We start from the raw sequence: 15,589 nt of genomic DNA on the forward strand, positions 1-15,589 counted from the left end.
TGACGGCCATGTTGGATTGTGATTACTTGTGCGTGGTTCTGTTCGATCCCGCGGAGGCCCTCCCGTGAAGAAGACCGTCACCACGCTCGCCGACGGGCGTGAGCTGATCTACTACGACGGACGTGACGACGCCGTCCGCACCGCCACCGACCCGCGCCCCCTGACGGCCGTGGTCTCCCGCTCCGAGATCCGCCTCGACGAGCTCACCGGCGACCCCGTCACCATCGCCTCCCACCGGCAGGCCCGCACCTACCACCCGCCGGCCGACGCCTGCCCGCTCTGCCCCGCCGTCGGCGGCCGCGAGAGCGAGATCCCCGAGGAGGCGTACGAGGTCGTCGTCTTCGAGAACCGTTTCCCCTCCCTCTCCGGCGGCGTCGGCCGCTGCGAGGTCGTCTGCTTCACCGACGACCACACCGCCTCCTTCGCCGACCTCACCGAGGAGCGGGCCCGCCTCGTCCTCGACGCCTGGACCGACCGCACCGCCGCCCTCTCCGCCCTCCCCGGCGTCCAGCAGGTCTACTGCTTCGAGAACCGGGGCCAGGAGATCGGCGTCACCCTGCCCCACTCCCACGGCCAGATCTACGCCTTCCCCTTCGTCGCCCCCCGCACCGCGGCGACCCGCCGCCGCGTCGACGAGCACCGCCGCGCCACCGGCCGCAACCTCTTCGACGACCTCGTCGCCCGCGAACGCGCCGACGGCGAGCGGATCGTCCTGGAGACCGACCACTGGACCGCCTTCGTGCCCTACGCCGCCCACTGGCCGTACGAGGTCCACCTCCACCCCCGCCGCCGGGTGCCCGACCTGCTCGCCCTGGACGAGGCCGCCCGCGCCGGCTTCGCCCCCGTCTACCTGGAACTCCTCAGGCGCTTCGACCGCCTCTTCGGCCCGGACCACCCGCCCACCCCCTACATCTCCGCCTGGCACCAGGCCCCCTTCGGCGACCCCCGCCGCGAGGACTTCGGGCTCCACCTGGAGCTGTTCACCGTCCGGCGCGCCCCCGGCAAACTGAAGTTCCTCGCCGGCACCGAGTCCGGCATGGGCGCCTTCATGAACGACGTGCGGCCCGAGGACGCGGCCCGACGACTCCGGGAGGTGGCGAGCGCATGACGACGATCGCGCGGAAGAAGTACCTGGTGACCGGAGGGGCCGGATACGTGGGCAGCGTGGTCGCCGCCCACCTCCTGGAGCGGGGCCACGCGGTCACCGTCCTCGACGACCTCTCCACCGGCTTCGCCGAGGCCGTCCCCGAGGGCGCGGAGTTCGTGGAGGGCCGCGTCCAGGACGCCGCCCGCCTGCTCGACGGCTCGTACGACGCCGTCCTCCACTTCGCCGCCTCCTCGCAGGTCGGCGAGTCCGTCGCCCACCCGGAGAAGTACTGGGAGAACAACGTCGGCGGCACGATCGCGCTGCTCGCCGCGATGCGCGCGGCCGGGGTGCGCCGCCTCGTCTTCTCCTCCACCGCCGCCACCTACGGCGAACCGGTCTCCGTCCCGATCACCGAGACCGCCCCCACCGCCCCCACCAGCCCCTACGGGGCGACCAAGCTCGCCGTGGACCACATGATCGGCGGGGAGTGCGCCGCCCACGGCCTCGCCGCCGTTTCCCTGCGCTACTTCAACGTCGCCGGGGCGTACGGCTCCCACGGGGAGCGCCACGAGCCCGAGTCCCACCTCATCCCGCTCGTCCTCCAGGTCGCCCTCGGCCGGCGCGAGGCGATCTCCGTGTACGGCGAGGACTACCCGACCCCCGACGGCACCTGCGTCCGCGACTACATCCACGTCGCCGACCTCGCCGAGGCCCACCTGCTGGCCCTCGACGCCATGACGGCGGGCGAGCACCTCATCTGCAACCTGGGCAACGGCAACGGCTTCTCCGTCCGCGAGGTCGTCGAGACCGTCCGCGAGGTCACCGGCCGTCCCGTCCCCGAGATCACCGCCCCGCGCCGCCCCGGCGACCCCGCGGTCCTGGTGGCCTCCGCCGACACCGCCCGCGACCGCCTCGGCTGGCGGCCCACCCGCACCGACCTGGCGGCCGTCGTCGCCGACGCCTGGGACTTCGCCCGCGCGCGCCACGAGGAGGACCGGACATGAACGTCGCCACCGGCTTCCAGGCGCTGTACGGCACCGCGCCCGAGGGGATCTGGGCGGCCCCCGGCCGGGTCAACCTCATCGGCGAGTACACCGACTTCAACGACGGCTTCGTCCTGCCGCTCGCCCTGCCGCACACCACCGTGGCGGCCGTCTCCCGCCGCGACGACGGCGTGCTCCGGCTGCACTCCGCCGACACCGACGGCGGAGTCGTCCAGCTGGACACCGCCACCCTGGAACCACTCTCCGGCGGCGGCTGGGCCGCCTACCCGGCGGGCGTCGTCTGGGCGCTGCGCGCGGCGGGGCACCCGGTCACCGGCGCCGACGTCCACCTCGCCTCCACCGTCCCCACCGGTGCCGGACTCTCCTCCTCGGCCGCCCTGGAGGTCGTCACCGCCCTCGCCCTGAACGACCTCTTCGGCCTCGGCCTCACCCGGCCCGAACTCGCCCGGATCGCCCAGCGCGCGGAGAACGCCTTCGTCGGCGTGCCCTGCGGCGTCATGGACCAGATGGCCTCCGCCTGCGCCGAGGAGGGCCACGCCCTCCACCTCGACACCCGCGACCTCTCGTACCGTCAGGTGCCCTTCGACCCGGCCCGCGAGGGGCTCACGCTGCTCGTCGTGGACACCCGGGTCAAGCACGCCCTCGGGGACGGCGCGTACGCCGAGCGGCGCGCCGGTTGCGAAGCGGGCGCGCGGGCGCTCGGTGTGCGGACCCTGCGCGAGGTGAGCGCCGCGCACCTGCCGGACGCGCTCGCCCGGCTGGGCGGGGGGACGACGGCGCGGTACGTCCGGCACGTGGTCTCCGACAACGACCGGGTGGCCCGGACCATCGCGCTCTTGGACGCCGGAAGGACCCGGGAGGTCGGCCCGGTCCTCACCGAGGGCCACGCCTCCCTCCGCGACGACCTGCGGGTCTCCTGCCCGGAACTGGACCTGGTGGTCACGGCGGCGAACACGGCCGGGGCCCTCGGCGCCCGCATGACCGGCGGCGGCTTCGGCGGCTCGGCGGTCGTCCTGGTGGAGAGCGCGCGGGCGGACGCGGTCGCCACCGCGGTCGAGGAGGCCTTCGCCGGCGCCGGGTACACCGCGCCCGGCGTCTTCCCCGCCACCCCCTCGGCGGGCGCGCGGCGCCTCGCCTGAACGCGCCACGCCGCCCACCGTCTTCGGACAGTTCCGCCAATCGGCCCCCACCGTGCCGCCCCGCCCCTACTCTGTTGGGCAGCACCGGTGGGGGCCGGTGCCGTTTCAGGGGTCGAGAACCGCCGGGTACGGCGCGCGGAGAGGGGTAACAGTCTGTGCACGGCGGCGGCCGTGCGACGGACGACCCGCCTCCGGCGCCGTGCCCGCGCCGGTCCGTTCCTCGACGCATGGGGGTTGTCCGTGGCACGTATCCGGGTCCTGGTGGTGGACGACCACCGCGTGTTCGCCGAGTCGCTGGCCGCCGCTCTCGCTGCCGAGCCGGACGTCGACGTGGCGGCGGCGGGCACCGGCCAGGCCGCGCTGCGCTCCCTGGAGCGCGCCGCCGCGGAGGGCCGCAGGTTCGACGTCCTCCTCGTCGACGCCGACCTCGGCGTGACACCCGGACCGGCTCCGGCGCCGCTCACCGGTACGGGCACGGGCGGGGCCTCCCTGCCCGGGCCCCGGGCTCCGGGGGACGGAACGGCCAAGGGGCCGGCGGACGGGATCGCCCTGGTGGCCGGGGTGCGCGGGACCTACCCCGCCGTCCGCACCGTGGTCCTCGCCGAGCGGGACGACCCCCGCAGGGCGGCGCTCGCGCTGCAGGCCGGGGCCGCGGGCTGGGTCGCCAAGGACTGTTCCCTGCAGCGGCTCCTCGCCGTGGTCCGCGGGGTGCTGCGGGACGAGACGCATCTGCCGCCGGCGCTGCTCACGGGCGTGCTGCGGGAGCTGACGGAGGCCCGGCGGCACCGCACGGAGAGCGAGCGGCTCGTGGAGTCGCTGACCCCGCGCGAGCGGGAGGTGCTGCGCTGCATGGTGGCGGGCCTGGGGCGGAAGGCGGTGGCCGAGCGGCTGTTCCTGTCGCCGCACACCGTCCGTACCCACATGCAGAACGTGCTGGGGAAGCTGGGCGTGCACTCGACGCTGGCGGCCGTGGCCCTGGCCCGGCGGGCGGGCGTCGGCCCGGCGCCGCTGGAGGCCCCGCTAGCCGGGAACGTTGTCGAACGGGGCGGTCAGCCGGCGTAGCAGCGCGGCCAGCTCGCCGCGCTGGGTGCGGGAGAGCTGGGAGAGGATGGCCCGCTCCTGCGCGAGCAGTCCGGCCAGCGCCTCGTCGGCCCGGTCGCGGCCCTCGGGAGTGAGCCGGACGAGGACGCCGCGCCGGTCGCTGGGATCGGGGAGCCGTTCGACCAGGCCCTTTTTGGCCAAGCGGTCGATACGATTGGTCATGGTGCCCGAGGTGACCAGGGTCTGTGTGAGCAGCTGACCGGGGGAGAGCTGGTAGGGCGCCCCGGCGCGGCGCAGGGAGGTCAGGACGTCGAACTCCCAGGGCTCCAGCTGGTGCTCGGAGAAGGCGAGACGGCGGGCGCGGTCGAGGTGGCGGGCGAGTCGGGAGACGCGGCTGAGCACCTCGAGCGGTTCCACGTCGAGGTCGGGGCGCTCGCGGCGCCATGCAGCGACCAGACGGTCGACCTCGTCCTCCATGTGATCAGTGTAGAGGGTCTGTTGACATAAAGTCTCTTGGGGTCGAGCCACTTGTAAGCAAGATTCTTGACTTCAAGAAATATTCCGCTGGACCATGGGGAAGGGACCCGGCCGGAACTCCGTTCCGCTTCGGCAACTCGTTCCAGCAAGGGGGCTTCGAACATGTATTCCGTGGAATCCGCGGCAGCACCGACATGGGATCCGCAGCAGTATCTCCGCCACTCGGGCCATCGCACCCGTCCCTTCCTCGACATGCTCGCCCGAATACCGGACCTGCCCGCCCAGGGCCGGCCCGCCCGGATCGCGGACCTCGGCTGCGGCCCCGGCAACGTGACCGTCCTCCTCGCCGACCGGTGGCCCGACGCCCACATCACCGGCTTCGACCTCTCGCCCGACATGCTGGAACGGGCCGAGAAGGACTGGTCCGGCACCACCCGGGACGGCGGCTGGATCGACTTCCGGCCCGCCGACGCCGCCCACTGGGCCCCCGACGAGCCCTACGACCTGATCGTCTCCAACGCGGCCCTCCAATGGGTCCCCAACCACCCCGAGTCCTTCGCCGCCTGGATCGACGGCCTCCGCCCCGGCGGCGTCCTCGCCTTCCAGGTCCCCGCCAACTTCACCTCGCCCAGCCACGCCCTCCTCGGCGAACTGTGCGACACCCCCGAGTGGCGCTCCCGCCTCGGCGACCAGGGCCGCCGCTTCGTCCACATCCTCGACGCCGCCGACTACCTCACCCGGCTCACCGACCTCGGCTGCGAGACGGACGTCTGGGAGACCACGTACTGCCAGCTCCTCCAGGGCGAGGACCCCGTCCTCGAATGGGTCAAGGGCACCGCCCTGCGCCCCGTCCTCACCACCCTCGACGGCGACCAGGAAGCCATCGACGCCTTCCTCGGCCAGTACCGCGACCGGCTCCGCGAGGCCTACCCGCCCGGCCCCCACGGCACGGTCTTCCCCTTCCGGCGGATCTTCGCCGTCGCCCGCAAACCCGCCTGAACACACGGGCGCCCCGCACCGGAGAACCGGTGCGGGGCGCCCTGCCGAAGGCCCGGGGGCCGTCAGGACATCGTGTTGTAGATCCCGTAGCCGTAACCGATCTTCGCGCGGCCCGAGAACTTCGACGGGGCCACGTTCAGGTAGCGGTACAGGTCGCCACCGGAGGTGACGCCCAGCAGGTCGCCCTTGCCGTCCGCGTTCAGGTCACCGGGGGCGACGAGGTGCTTGTACACGTTCCAGCCGCTGCCGATCTTCTGCCGGCCCTTGAACGGCGAGGTCGACGAGCCCGTGCCCGCGTACAGGTACAGGTCACCGCCCGACGTGCGCGCCAGCAGGTCCATGCGGCCGTCACCCGTGTAGTCACCGGCGCCGAGCAGCTTGTTGTAGACGCCCCAGCCGCTGCCGACCTTGATCCGCGCGGCCATCCGGGCACCGTCGCCGTAGCCCCGGTACAGGTACAGGTTGCCGGAACGGTCACGGGCGAGGAGGTCGCCCTTGCCGTCACCGCTGAGGTCGCCGGGGCCGACGAGGGTGTTGTAGATGCCCCAGCCGGCGCCGAAGTACGAGCCCTCGATGTAGAGGCCGCCGTCGTAGATCTCGGCGATGTCGGAGGAACCGTCCGGGTTCATCGACGAGAAGTGGGTCAGGTTCGCGCCGGCCCAGCCGCCGGGGTCGCTCAGCTGCTCCCGAGCCGCGGGCCTGTCGGTGGCGATATTGCCGTACCAGTACAGCGTGCCCTGGGAGTCGCGGGCGATCGTCCCCTCCTTGCCCGTGTACGGGATGTTGCCCGCGCCGGCGAACTGCGCCACATAGCGGTAGTCACCCGTGTCACCGGACTTCACGGGGGCCGCCAGCGTGCCGTTGCCACGGGCGGCGTAGAAGTAGCCGGTGCCGCTGTTGTCACGGGCGAGCACCGCGCCGTTGTCGGTGGGGACGATCTGGTTGTAGACCCCCCACCCGGTGCCGACCAGGACCCGGGCGCCGAACGGCCTGGTGGAGATGCCGGTGCCCCGGTAGATCCACAGCTTGCCGGCGGTGTCGCGGGCGTACACGTCACCGTGCCCGTCACCGTTGGCGTCACCGAGGCCGACGACCTGGTCGTACATGTTCCAGCCGCTGCCCACCTTGGCCCGGCCGTAGAAGGGCCGGTTGACGTCGCCGGTGGACACGTACACGTACAGCGATCCGTCGTGGGCGCGGGCCAGGACGTCGGCCCGCCCGTCGGCGGTCAGGTCACCCGGCGACACGATCTTGTTGTAGGCCTGCCAGCCGCCGCCCACCGTCGTCTCGTACGAGACACCGGTCGCGTGGGCGTCGACGTACATCTTGAGGGTGCCGTCCTCGGACGGTATGAGCACCTCGGGACCCGAGTCGCCCACCTGGTTGCCGATCGGGATGATGTCCTTGGCGACGTCGCCGTAGCGGTACGTCTCGAAAACGCCGCCGCCGCCCGTGGTCGTGGCCGCGTACAGCTTGTTGTTCACGGTGCGGTAGATCGCGTCCTCGTGGCCGTCACCGTCGAGGTCCGACAGCAGCAAGGAGGCGTCCGTGGCCGCCGCCGCGCCGGCCCGGCCCGACTCCGGCTTCGCGGGGAGCTTCGGCGGCGTGAACGTCGGCGTCGGCTTCGTCACCGAAGGACGCGGCGCCGGCTCCTCGGCCGACGCGGGGGTGGCCAGCAGCATGCCGGCGGAGAGGGCGAGAGCGGTGCACGCGGTGAGACGGCGGCCACGCCCGAAGAAAGCGGAACGCAAAGAGAATCCCCCCCTGGGGACGCAAGAAATGGGTACCGGGGCAGGGGTTCGCACCGCCTCCGCGCGTCCTGCGCGCGGAGGGCGAACGCCCTTCCGGATGTGATCGGGAGTGTATCCCTGTTCGAACGCGAAAGGACCAGTGGATTTCCGACCTCGTCAGATCGGAAAACCCACCGGTCCTCCCGTACGGGGACATTCCCGTCAGCTCTTGCGGTGCCCTATCAGCCGGGGCTTCTGCTCCAGCCCGTCGAGCCCGTGCCACGCCAGGTTCACCAGGTGCGCCGCGACCTCCGCCTTCTTCGGCTTGCGGACGTCCAGCCACCACTGGCCGGTCAGCGCCACACTGCCCACCAGGGCCTGCGCGTACAGCGGGGCCAGCTTCGGGTCGAAGCCGCGGGCCTTGAACTCCAGGCCCAGGATGTCCTCCACCTGCGTGGCGATGTCACTGATCAGCGAGGCGAACGTACCCGTCGACTGGGCCACCGGCGAGTCCCGTACGAGGATCCGGAAGCCGTCCGTGTAGTTCTCGATGTAGTCGAGCAGCGCGAACGCCGCCTGCTCCAGGAGCTCACGCGGGTGCCCGGCGGTCAGCGCGCCCGTCACCCCGTCGAGCAGCTGCCGCATCTCGCGGTCGACGACGACCGCGTACAGCCCCTCCTTGCCGCCGAAGTGCTCGTACACCACCGGCTTGGAGACCCCGGCCTTCGCCGCGATCTCCTCCACCGACGTGCCCTCGAAGCCCTTCGCGGCGAAAAGCGTGCGGCCGATGTCCAGCAGCTGCTCGCGGCGCTCGGCGCCCGTCATCCTGACCCGCCGGCCGCGCCGGGGCTTCTGCTCGCCCGCGCTGCCGCCGGTCCCGCTGGTCCTGCCGTCGATCGCCACGTCGTCCATCATGCCGCGTCTGCGGACGCGGACCGGCGCCGGGCGTCGATACGGGAGGCCGCAGGCCAGCGCACGTCGTACGCCCAGCCCGCCTGCTCGAACCAGCGGATCAGCCGCGCGCTGGAGTCGATCTGGCCGCGCAGCACCCCGTGCCGGGCCGAGGTCGGGTCCGCGTGGTGCAGGTTGTGCCAGGACTCGCCGCAGGAGAGGACGGCCAGCCACCAGACGTTGCCCGAACGGTCACGCGACTTGAAGGGGCGCTTGCCCACCGCGTGGCAGATCGAGTTGATCGACCAGGTCACGTGGTGCAGCAGTGCCACCCGGACCAGCGAGCCCCAGAAGAACGCCGTGAACGCGCCCCACCACGACCACGTCACCAGACCGCCGACCAGCGGCGGGATCGCCAGGGAGAGCATCGTCCAGAAGATGAACTGACGCGAGATCGCGCGGATCGCCGGGTCCTTGATCAGGTCCGGCGCGTACTTCGCCTGCGGCGTCCGCTCCTCGTCGAACATCCACCCGATGTGCGCCCACCACAGGCCCTTCATCAGGGCCGGCACCGTCTCGCCGAACCGCCACGGGGAGTGCGGGTCGCCCTCCGCGTCCGAGAACTTGTGGTGCTTGCGGTGATCCGCCACCCAGCGCACCAGCGGGCCCTCCACCGCGAGCGAGCCCATGATCGCCAGTGCGATCCGCAGCGGCCGCTTCGCCTTGAACGAGCCGTGGGTGAAGTAGCGGTGGAAGCCGATCGTGATCCCGTGGCAGCCGATGAAGTACATCGCCGTCATGAGCCCCAGGTCGAGCCAGCTCACCCCCCATCCCCACGCGAGCGGCACCGCCGCGAGCACGGCCAGGAACGGCACCGTGATGAACAGCAGCAGGGCGAGCTGCTCGATCGAACGCTTGCTGTCGCCGCCGAGCGTGGCGGAGGGCAGGGCCTCGGCGTCGCCCGGCGCGGAGCCGGTCCCGGGCGCGGAGGTCATCTGGGGGCTTGTGGTCATGAAGGTCCCTGGGGGTGAGGAAGGGAAAGGAAGGGCCGGGGGAGTCCCCGGCGCTCCCGGAGCCGGGAAGGCCGGGGAGCGGGGCCCGGAGGGCCGGGGGGTACGGGGCCGGCGGAGAGCGCCGGGCGAACGGCGGCCGGAAGGCCGGGCGAACGGGCCGCGAGGGCCGGGGTGACGGGGCCGGGAGGGCCGGGGTGACGGGGAGCGGAGGAACGGGACAGACGTGCACCAGGCTACGCCTCCGTAACCTACGGCATCGTAAGTATGGCAGGGTCACGGCGCGCGGCAAGAGGGCACGAGCGGGGGCGTGGGCCCCACGGAGGACACGGGCACCTATCCTGGGGGCGTCGGACAGCGCGGTCCGCAAGCCTCCAGTACCCCTCCAGACGTGCTCAAACACTGCAAGGAGCCACACCTGTGAGCAGTGCCGACCAGACCCCCACCACCAACGCCGAGCTGCGCGCCGACATCCGCCGCCTGGGTGACCTGCTGGGCGAGACGCTCGTCCGCCAGGAGGGCCACGAGCTCCTCGACCTCGTCGAGAAGGTCCGCCGGCTCACCCGTGAGGACGGCGACGCGGCCGCCGAGCTGCTGCGCGGCGTGGAGCTGGAGACCGCCGCGAAGCTCGTGCGCGCCTTCTCCACCTACTTCCACTTGGCGAATGTCACCGAGCAGGTTCACCGCGGCCGTGAACTGCGCGAGAAGCGCGCCGCCGAGGGCGGCCTCCTCGCCCGCACCGCGGACATGCTGAAGGACGGGGACCCCGCGCACGTACGCGAGACGGTCAAGAACCTCAACGTGCGCCCCGTCTTCACCGCCCACCCCACCGAGGCGGCCCGCCGGTCCGTCCTCAACAAGCTCCGCCGGATCGGCGCCCTCCTGGAGACCCCGGTCATCGAGGCCGACCGGCGCCGCCACGACCTGCGGCTCGCCGAGAACATCGACCTCATCTGGCAGACCGACGAACTCAGGGTCGTCCGCCCCGAGCCCGCCGACGAGGCCCGCAACGCCATCTACTACCTGGACGAGCTCCACGCGAACGCCGTCGGCGACGTCCTGGAGGACCTGGCCGCCGAGCTGGAGCGCGTCGGCTTCGAACTCCCCTCCGGCACCCGCCCCCTGACCTTCGGCACCTGGATCGGCGGCGACCGCGACGGCAACCCGAACGTCACCCCGCAGGTCACCTGGGACATCCTGATCCTCCAGCACGAGCACGGCATCACCGACGCCCTCGAACTGGTCGACTTCCTCCGCGGCCTGCTCTCCAACTCCATCCGCTACACCGGGGCCACCCAGGAACTCCTGGACTCCCTCCAGCGCGACCTGGAGCTCCTGCCGGAGATCAGCCCCCGCTACAAGCGGCTCAACGCCGAGGAGCCCTACCGGCTCAAGGCCACCTGCATCCGCCAGAAGCTCGTCAACACCCGCGAGCGCCTCGCCAAGGGCACCCCCCACCAGGAAGGCCGCGACTACCTCGGCACCGCCGAGCTGCTGCGCGACCTCACCCTCATCCAGACCTCGCTGCGCGAGCACCGCGGCGGCCTCTTCGCCGACGGCCGCATGGACCGGGTCATCCGCACCCTCTCCGCCTTCGGCCTCCAGCTCGCCACCATGGACGTCCGCGAGCACGCCGAAGCCCACCACCACGCCCTCGGCCAGCTGTTCGACCGGCTCGGCGAGGAGTCCTGGCGGTACGCGGACATGCCGCGCGACTACCGGCAGAAGCTGCTCGCCAAGGAGCTCCGCTCCCGCCGCCCGCTCGCCCCCACCCCCGCGCCGCTCGACGCCGCCGGCGAGAAGACCCTCGGCGTCTTCCACACCGTCAAGGAAGCCTTCGAGCGCTTCGGCCCCGAGGTCATCGAGTCGTACATCATCTCGATGTGCCAGGGCGCCGACGACGTCTTCGCCGCCACCGTCCTCGCCCGCGAGGCCGGCCTGATCGACCTGCACGCCGGCTGGGCCAAGATCGGCATCGTGCCGCTCCTGGAGACCACCGACGAGCTCAAGGCCGCCGACGTCATCCTCAACGACATGCTGGCCGACCCCTCCTACCGGCGCCTCGTCTCGCTCCGCGGCGACGTGCAGGAGGTCATGCTCGGCTACTCCGACTCCTCCAAGTTCGGCGGCATCACCACCTCCCAGTGGGAGATCCACCGCGCCCAGCGGAGGCTGCGGGACGTCGCCCACCGCTACGGGGTCCGGCTGCGCCTCTTCCACGGCCGCGGCGGCACCGTCGGCCGCGGCGGCGGCCCCTCGCACGACGCGATCCTCGCCCAGCCCTGGGGCACCCTGGAGGGCGAGATCAAGGTGACCGAGCAGGGCGAGGTCATCTCCGACAAGTACCTCATCCCGTCCCTCGCCCGCGAGAACCTCGAACTGACCGTCGCGGCCACCCTGCAGGCCTCCGCCCTGCACACCGCGCCCCGCCAGTCGGACGAGGCCCTCGCCCGCTGGGACGCGGCCATGGACACCGTCTCGGACGCCGCCCACACCGCGTACCGCAAGCTCGTCGAGGACCCCGACCTGCCGACGTACTTCCTGGCCTCCACCCCCGTCGACCAGCTCGCCGACCTGCACCTGGGCTCCCGCCCCTCCCGCCGCCCCGGCTCGGGCGTCTCGCTCGACGGACTGCGCGCCATCCCGTGGGTCTTCGGCTGGACCCAGTCCCGGCAGATCGTCCCCGGCTGGTACGGCGTCGGCTCCGGCCTGAAGGCGCTGCGCGAAGCGGGCATGGAAGGCGCCGCCGTCCTCGGCGAGATGTACGAGCGGTGGCACTTCTTCCGCAACTTCCTCTCCAACGTGGAGATGACGCTCGCGAAGACCGACCTGCGGATCGCCCGCCACTACGTCGACACCCTCGTCCCCGACGAGCTCAAGCACGTCTTCGCCACCATCGAGGCCGAGCACGCCCTCACGGTCGCCGAGGTCCTCAAGATCACCGGCGGGGAGAAGCTGCTCGACTCCCACCCGGTCCTCCAGCAGACCTTCGCCATCCGCGACGCCTACCTGGACCCGATCTCCTACCTCCAGGTCTCCCTGCTCGCCCGCCAGCGGGCCGCCGCCGAGCGCGGCGAGGACCCGGACCCGCTCCTCGCGCGGGCGCTGCTCCTCACCGTGAACGGTGTCGCCGCGGGCCTCCGCAACACCGGCTGACACCCCGTCCGCCGAACGCGACGGTGCCCCCACGGGATCTCCCGTGGGGGCACCGTCATGACGGGGTACGTCAGTGCTGCTGGGCCTTGCGGCGGCGGCTCACCAGGAACGCGCCGGCACCCGCGAGGGCGACGGCCACGGCGGCGAGGACACCGACCGGGGCGCTGGAACCGGTCTCGGCGAGGTCACCCTCGGCCGAGCCGCCCGGGGCGGACGAACCCGACGCGCTCGGCACCGGCTGGCCCGCGCTCTCCGAGGACGTCGAGGTCGGGGAGACGCTCTCGCCCGGGGTGCCGGTGGTCGGGCCGCCGGTGGTCGGGGTCCCGGAGGGGGCGGTGCTCTCGGACGGGGTGCCCGAGGGGGTGCCGGTGGTGGGCGTGCCCGTGGTCGGCGCGTCCGTGGTCGGCGTGCCGGTCGGGGTCCCGGTGGTCGGGGTGTCCGTCGGCGTCGGCGCGCTGGTGGTGGGCGTGCCGGTGGGGGTGGGCTTGGCGCTCGCGGGGCAGGTGTGCGAGAGGTTGAACTTGTTGTGCGGCACGCTGCCGGTGATCGTCGCCTCGACCTTCTCCAGCGTCGCGCCCGCCTCGGAGCCCACGAACGCGTGCTTGCCCTCGGCGTTGCTGCTGTACGTGAAGTCGGTGATGGTCTTGGTGCCGCCCGGCACGAAGGTCACCTTCAGCTCGACGAACTGGCCCTTGTTGCCGGGGAGCACGAAGTGCCAGCCGTCCTGGTCGGCCGGGATGTCCTCGCACTGGCCGAACGCCTTCTGGGGGGCACCGCCGTCGTTCGTCGTCGCGGTGCGCGGAAGCTTCTGGCGCAGTGTCGGGTGGGTCGTGCTGTCGGAGGCGGAGGCGGCCGGGGCCAGGACCAGGGAGCCCGCCATGGCCGCGACAAGCGCGCCGGCGGAAATCAGGGATCGTCGCATGTGCAGTCGTCCATCTGGGATGAGGGATGCCGTGGGAGGTGGCGGGGGCAGCCTATCCGTCGCCTTACGTCACCCTTAACCCAGAGGTTCATAACGATCGCGCAGGACCCGCCGGTATCACCGGCTCTGCGTCAGGATGCGAAGAATCCGCAGGCCGGCCGGGAGAGGCGACGCGAAGCGTCACAACGCGAAGAACGCCGCCACCAGCGACGCCCCGCCCGCACCCGCCAGCGACCACGCCGCCCGCGTCATCCGCAACCCGCCCGCGACCAGCGGAGCCGCCAGCAACAGCGCACCGCCCAGCGGCAGCCACGCGTGCAGACCACCACCCCAGCCCGCCCGCACCCCCTCGTCCGTCCCCGGCTTCACCACCACCGGGATCGTCACGCCCTTCTCCGCCGCCACCGAACGCTCGATCGTCAGCGTCCGCCGCGTCACCGACGGATCCTCCGGCACGTACCGCCCGCTGCACCGCTCCTCCGTGCAGCCCGTCACCGTCAGCGTCCCGTGCTCCCGCCCCTTCGACAGCAACACGTGCTGGGCCGCCCCCCATGACGTCCACCCACCCGCGACGACGAGCAGCAGGACGACCAAGGCCACGGCGGCGTTACGGAGGTGCGTCATGACCCGCGATCGTACCGTCGTACGAAAAGACCCCAGGCCCTAGGAGTTGTACGCCGACTGCGCCCGCTCCAGACCCTCCGCCACCAGGCACTCCACCGCGTCCGCGCCCCGGTCCACGAACCAATCCAGGTCCTTGCGCTCCGCCGACGAGAAGTCCTTCAGGACGAAGTCCGCCACCTGCATGCGGCCCGGCGGGCGCCCGATGCCGCACCGCACCCGGTGGTAGTCCGGCCCCATCGCCTTCGTCATCGACTTCAGACCGTTGTGCCCGTTGTCCCCGCCACCGAGCTTCAGCCGCAGCACCCCGTAGTCGATGTCCAACTCGTCGTGGATTGCCACCACATGGGCCGTCGGCACCTTGTAGAAGTCCCGCAGCGCCGTCACCGGGCCACCGGACAGATTCATGTACGACATCGGCTTCGCCAGCACCACCCGGCGGTTGGCCGGCCCCGGGGGACCCATCCGGCCCTCCACCACCTGCGCCTGCGCCTTTTGGGCCCGCTTGAACTTCCCGCCGATCCGCTCGGCCAGCAGGTCCACCACCATGAAGCCGATGTTGTGCCGGTTGCCCGCGTACTCCGGGCCCGGATTGCCGAGGCCGACGATCAGCCAGGGCGCGTTCGCGTCGTCCGTCATCCGCTCCACGTCTCCTCGTGCGCGTACAGAGAGAAAAAAGGAAACGGGGTGACGGGCCGTGCGGCCCGTCACCCCGTCACGTCAGGCAGAGCCTACGGCTCAGGCCTCCGCGCCCTCGGCGGACCCGGCACCCTCGGCCGCCGGCTCCTCGGCCTGCGCGGCCAGGATCTGGATGACGACAGCCTCGGGGTCCGTCACCAGGGCGGTGCCCTTCGGCAGCGCGATGTCCTTGGCGTGGATGGCGTCACCGGCGGACAGGCCGGCGATGGAGACCGTGACGGACTCCGGGATGTGGGTGGCCTCGGCCTCGACCGACAGCGTGTTCAGCACGTTCTCGACCAGGAAGGCGCCCGGGGCCAGGTCACCCTCGGTCTCGACGACGATCTCGACGGTGACCTTCTCGCCACGCTCGACCAGGAGCAGGTCGACGTGCTCGAGGAAACCCTTCAGCGGGTCGCGCTGCGCGGCCTTCGGGATCGCCAGCTCGGTGCCGCGGCCCTCGATCTCCAGGGACAGCAGAACGTTCGGCGTACGCAGCGCCAGCGCCAGGTCGTGGCCCGGGAGGGTCAGGTGGACCGGCTCCGTGCCGTGGCCGTACAGGACACCGGGAACCTTGTTGTCGCGGCGGATCTTGCGGGCGGCGCCCTTGCCGAACTCCGAGCGGAGGGAAGCGGCGAGCTTGACCTCGGACATGTGCACTCCTCGTATGGGTGGTGACGGATGCGACTGTCACCCGGCCACGACTGGCGATGGCCTGCTACGAAGAGCGCGTCGATAACGGACCGCCGGACCCTGAACGGGCCGGCCTCCCTCGCCGAGCAACCACGACAGTCTAGCGGCCCCTCGGGAACCGCCCAAATGGATCACCCCGCA

Annotated in this window: 14 protein-coding genes; 6 read left to right on the forward strand and 8 right to left on the reverse strand. The window is 72.1% G+C overall.

Annotation, left to right across the window (positions count from 1 at the left end; translation table 11 throughout):
• Positions 1–64 precede the first annotated feature (64 nt).
• The 4 genes from galT to ABTY40_RS19340 all read left to right on the forward strand — a co-directional run bounded on the left by galT (position 65) and on the right by ABTY40_RS19340 (position 4,292).
• Positions 65–1,108, forward strand: a complete 1,044-nt coding sequence (gene galT, locus ABTY40_RS19325; RefSeq protein WP_352060618.1) for a galactose-1-phosphate uridylyltransferase — start codon at positions 65–67, stop codon at positions 1,106–1,108.
• Positions 1,105–2,091, forward strand: coding sequence for a UDP-glucose 4-epimerase GalE (gene galE / locus ABTY40_RS19330; RefSeq protein WP_352060619.1), 987 nt, complete (start codon positions 1,105–1,107; stop codon positions 2,089–2,091). The genes galT and galE overlap by 4 nt, the downstream gene beginning before the upstream one ends.
• A complete protein-coding gene (gene galK, locus ABTY40_RS19335; RefSeq protein WP_352060620.1) occupies positions 2,088–3,230 on the forward strand; it encodes a galactokinase in 1,143 nt (380 codons plus the stop codon). Before galE ends, galK begins: the two co-directional genes overlap by 4 nt.
• A gap of 240 nt (positions 3,231–3,470) precedes the next feature.
• Positions 3,471–4,292 (forward strand): LuxR C-terminal-related transcriptional regulator, encoded by an 822-nt coding sequence (locus ABTY40_RS19340; protein ID WP_352060621.1) that lies wholly within the window; start codon positions 3,471–3,473, stop codon positions 4,290–4,292.
• Here ABTY40_RS19340 and ABTY40_RS19345 read toward each other — a convergent pair.
• Entirely contained in the window at positions 4,251–4,748 is a 498-nt protein-coding gene (locus ABTY40_RS19345) for a MarR family winged helix-turn-helix transcriptional regulator (protein ID WP_345285296.1), read from the reverse strand. The two genes, ABTY40_RS19340 and ABTY40_RS19345, sit on opposite strands and share 42 nt — an antisense overlap.
• Before the next feature lie 162 nt (positions 4,749–4,910).
• Between ABTY40_RS19345 and ABTY40_RS19350 the strand changes: the two genes are divergently transcribed.
• Positions 4,911–5,747, forward strand: a complete 837-nt coding sequence (locus ABTY40_RS19350) for a trans-aconitate 2-methyltransferase (protein ID WP_352060622.1) — start codon at positions 4,911–4,913, stop codon at positions 5,745–5,747.
• Between the two features lie 62 nt (positions 5,748–5,809).
• Here ABTY40_RS19350 and ABTY40_RS19355 read toward each other — a convergent pair whose 3' ends face one another.
• The 3 genes from ABTY40_RS19355 to ABTY40_RS19365 all read right to left on the reverse strand — a co-directional run bounded on the left by ABTY40_RS19355 (position 5,810) and on the right by ABTY40_RS19365 (position 9,381).
• The gene (locus tag ABTY40_RS19355) at positions 5,810–7,498 is read right to left on the reverse strand and encodes an FG-GAP-like repeat-containing protein (protein ID WP_352060623.1); all 1,689 of its coding nucleotides are present in this window, start codon (positions 7,496–7,498) and stop codon (positions 5,810–5,812) included.
• Between the two features lie 201 nt (positions 7,499–7,699).
• Positions 7,700–8,392: a TetR/AcrR family transcriptional regulator gene (locus ABTY40_RS19360; RefSeq protein WP_375165120.1), complete on the reverse strand. Its 693-nt coding sequence runs from the start codon at positions 8,390–8,392 to the stop codon at positions 7,700–7,702.
• On the reverse strand, positions 8,389–9,381 hold the full coding sequence (locus tag ABTY40_RS19365) for an acyl-CoA desaturase (protein ID WP_502990623.1): 993 nt from the start codon (positions 9,379–9,381) through the stop codon (positions 8,389–8,391). Before ABTY40_RS19365 ends, ABTY40_RS19360 begins: the two co-directional genes overlap by 4 nt.
• Positions 9,382–9,798: 417 nt before the next feature.
• Here ABTY40_RS19365 and ppc point away from each other — a divergent pair, with 417 nt between their 5' ends.
• The gene (ppc, locus tag ABTY40_RS19370) at positions 9,799–12,534 is read left to right on the forward strand and encodes a phosphoenolpyruvate carboxylase (RefSeq protein WP_352060624.1); all 2,736 of its coding nucleotides are present in this window, start codon (positions 9,799–9,801) and stop codon (positions 12,532–12,534) included.
• A gap of 70 nt (positions 12,535–12,604) precedes the next feature.
• On the opposite strand, the gene ABTY40_RS19375 is transcribed toward ppc, so the two are convergent.
• The 4 genes from ABTY40_RS19375 to ABTY40_RS19390 form a co-directional block, all read right to left on the reverse strand.
• Positions 12,605–13,456 (reverse strand): LAVTG motif-containing sortase-dependent surface protein, encoded by an 852-nt coding sequence (locus ABTY40_RS19375; protein ID WP_352060625.1) that lies wholly within the window; start codon positions 13,454–13,456, stop codon positions 12,605–12,607.
• Positions 13,457–13,636: 180 nt separating this feature from the next.
• A complete protein-coding gene (locus ABTY40_RS19380; protein WP_352060626.1) occupies positions 13,637–14,080 on the reverse strand; it encodes a hypothetical protein in 444 nt (147 codons plus the stop codon).
• Positions 14,081–14,119: 39 nt separating this feature from the next.
• Positions 14,120–14,716, reverse strand: coding sequence for an aminoacyl-tRNA hydrolase (gene pth / locus ABTY40_RS19385; RefSeq protein ID WP_352060627.1), 597 nt, complete (start codon positions 14,714–14,716; stop codon positions 14,120–14,122).
• A gap of 99 nt (positions 14,717–14,815) precedes the next feature.
• On the reverse strand, positions 14,816–15,409 hold the full coding sequence (locus tag ABTY40_RS19390) for a 50S ribosomal protein L25/general stress protein Ctc (RefSeq protein WP_352060628.1): 594 nt from the start codon (positions 15,407–15,409) through the stop codon (positions 14,816–14,818).
• Positions 15,410–15,589 lie beyond the last annotated feature (180 nt).

The organism is Streptomyces sp. NPDC126503 (genome assembly GCF_040302405.1).
In the GTDB taxonomy this organism is placed as follows: Bacteria; Actinomycetota; Actinomycetes; order Streptomycetales; family Streptomycetaceae; genus Streptomyces; species Streptomyces gulbargensis.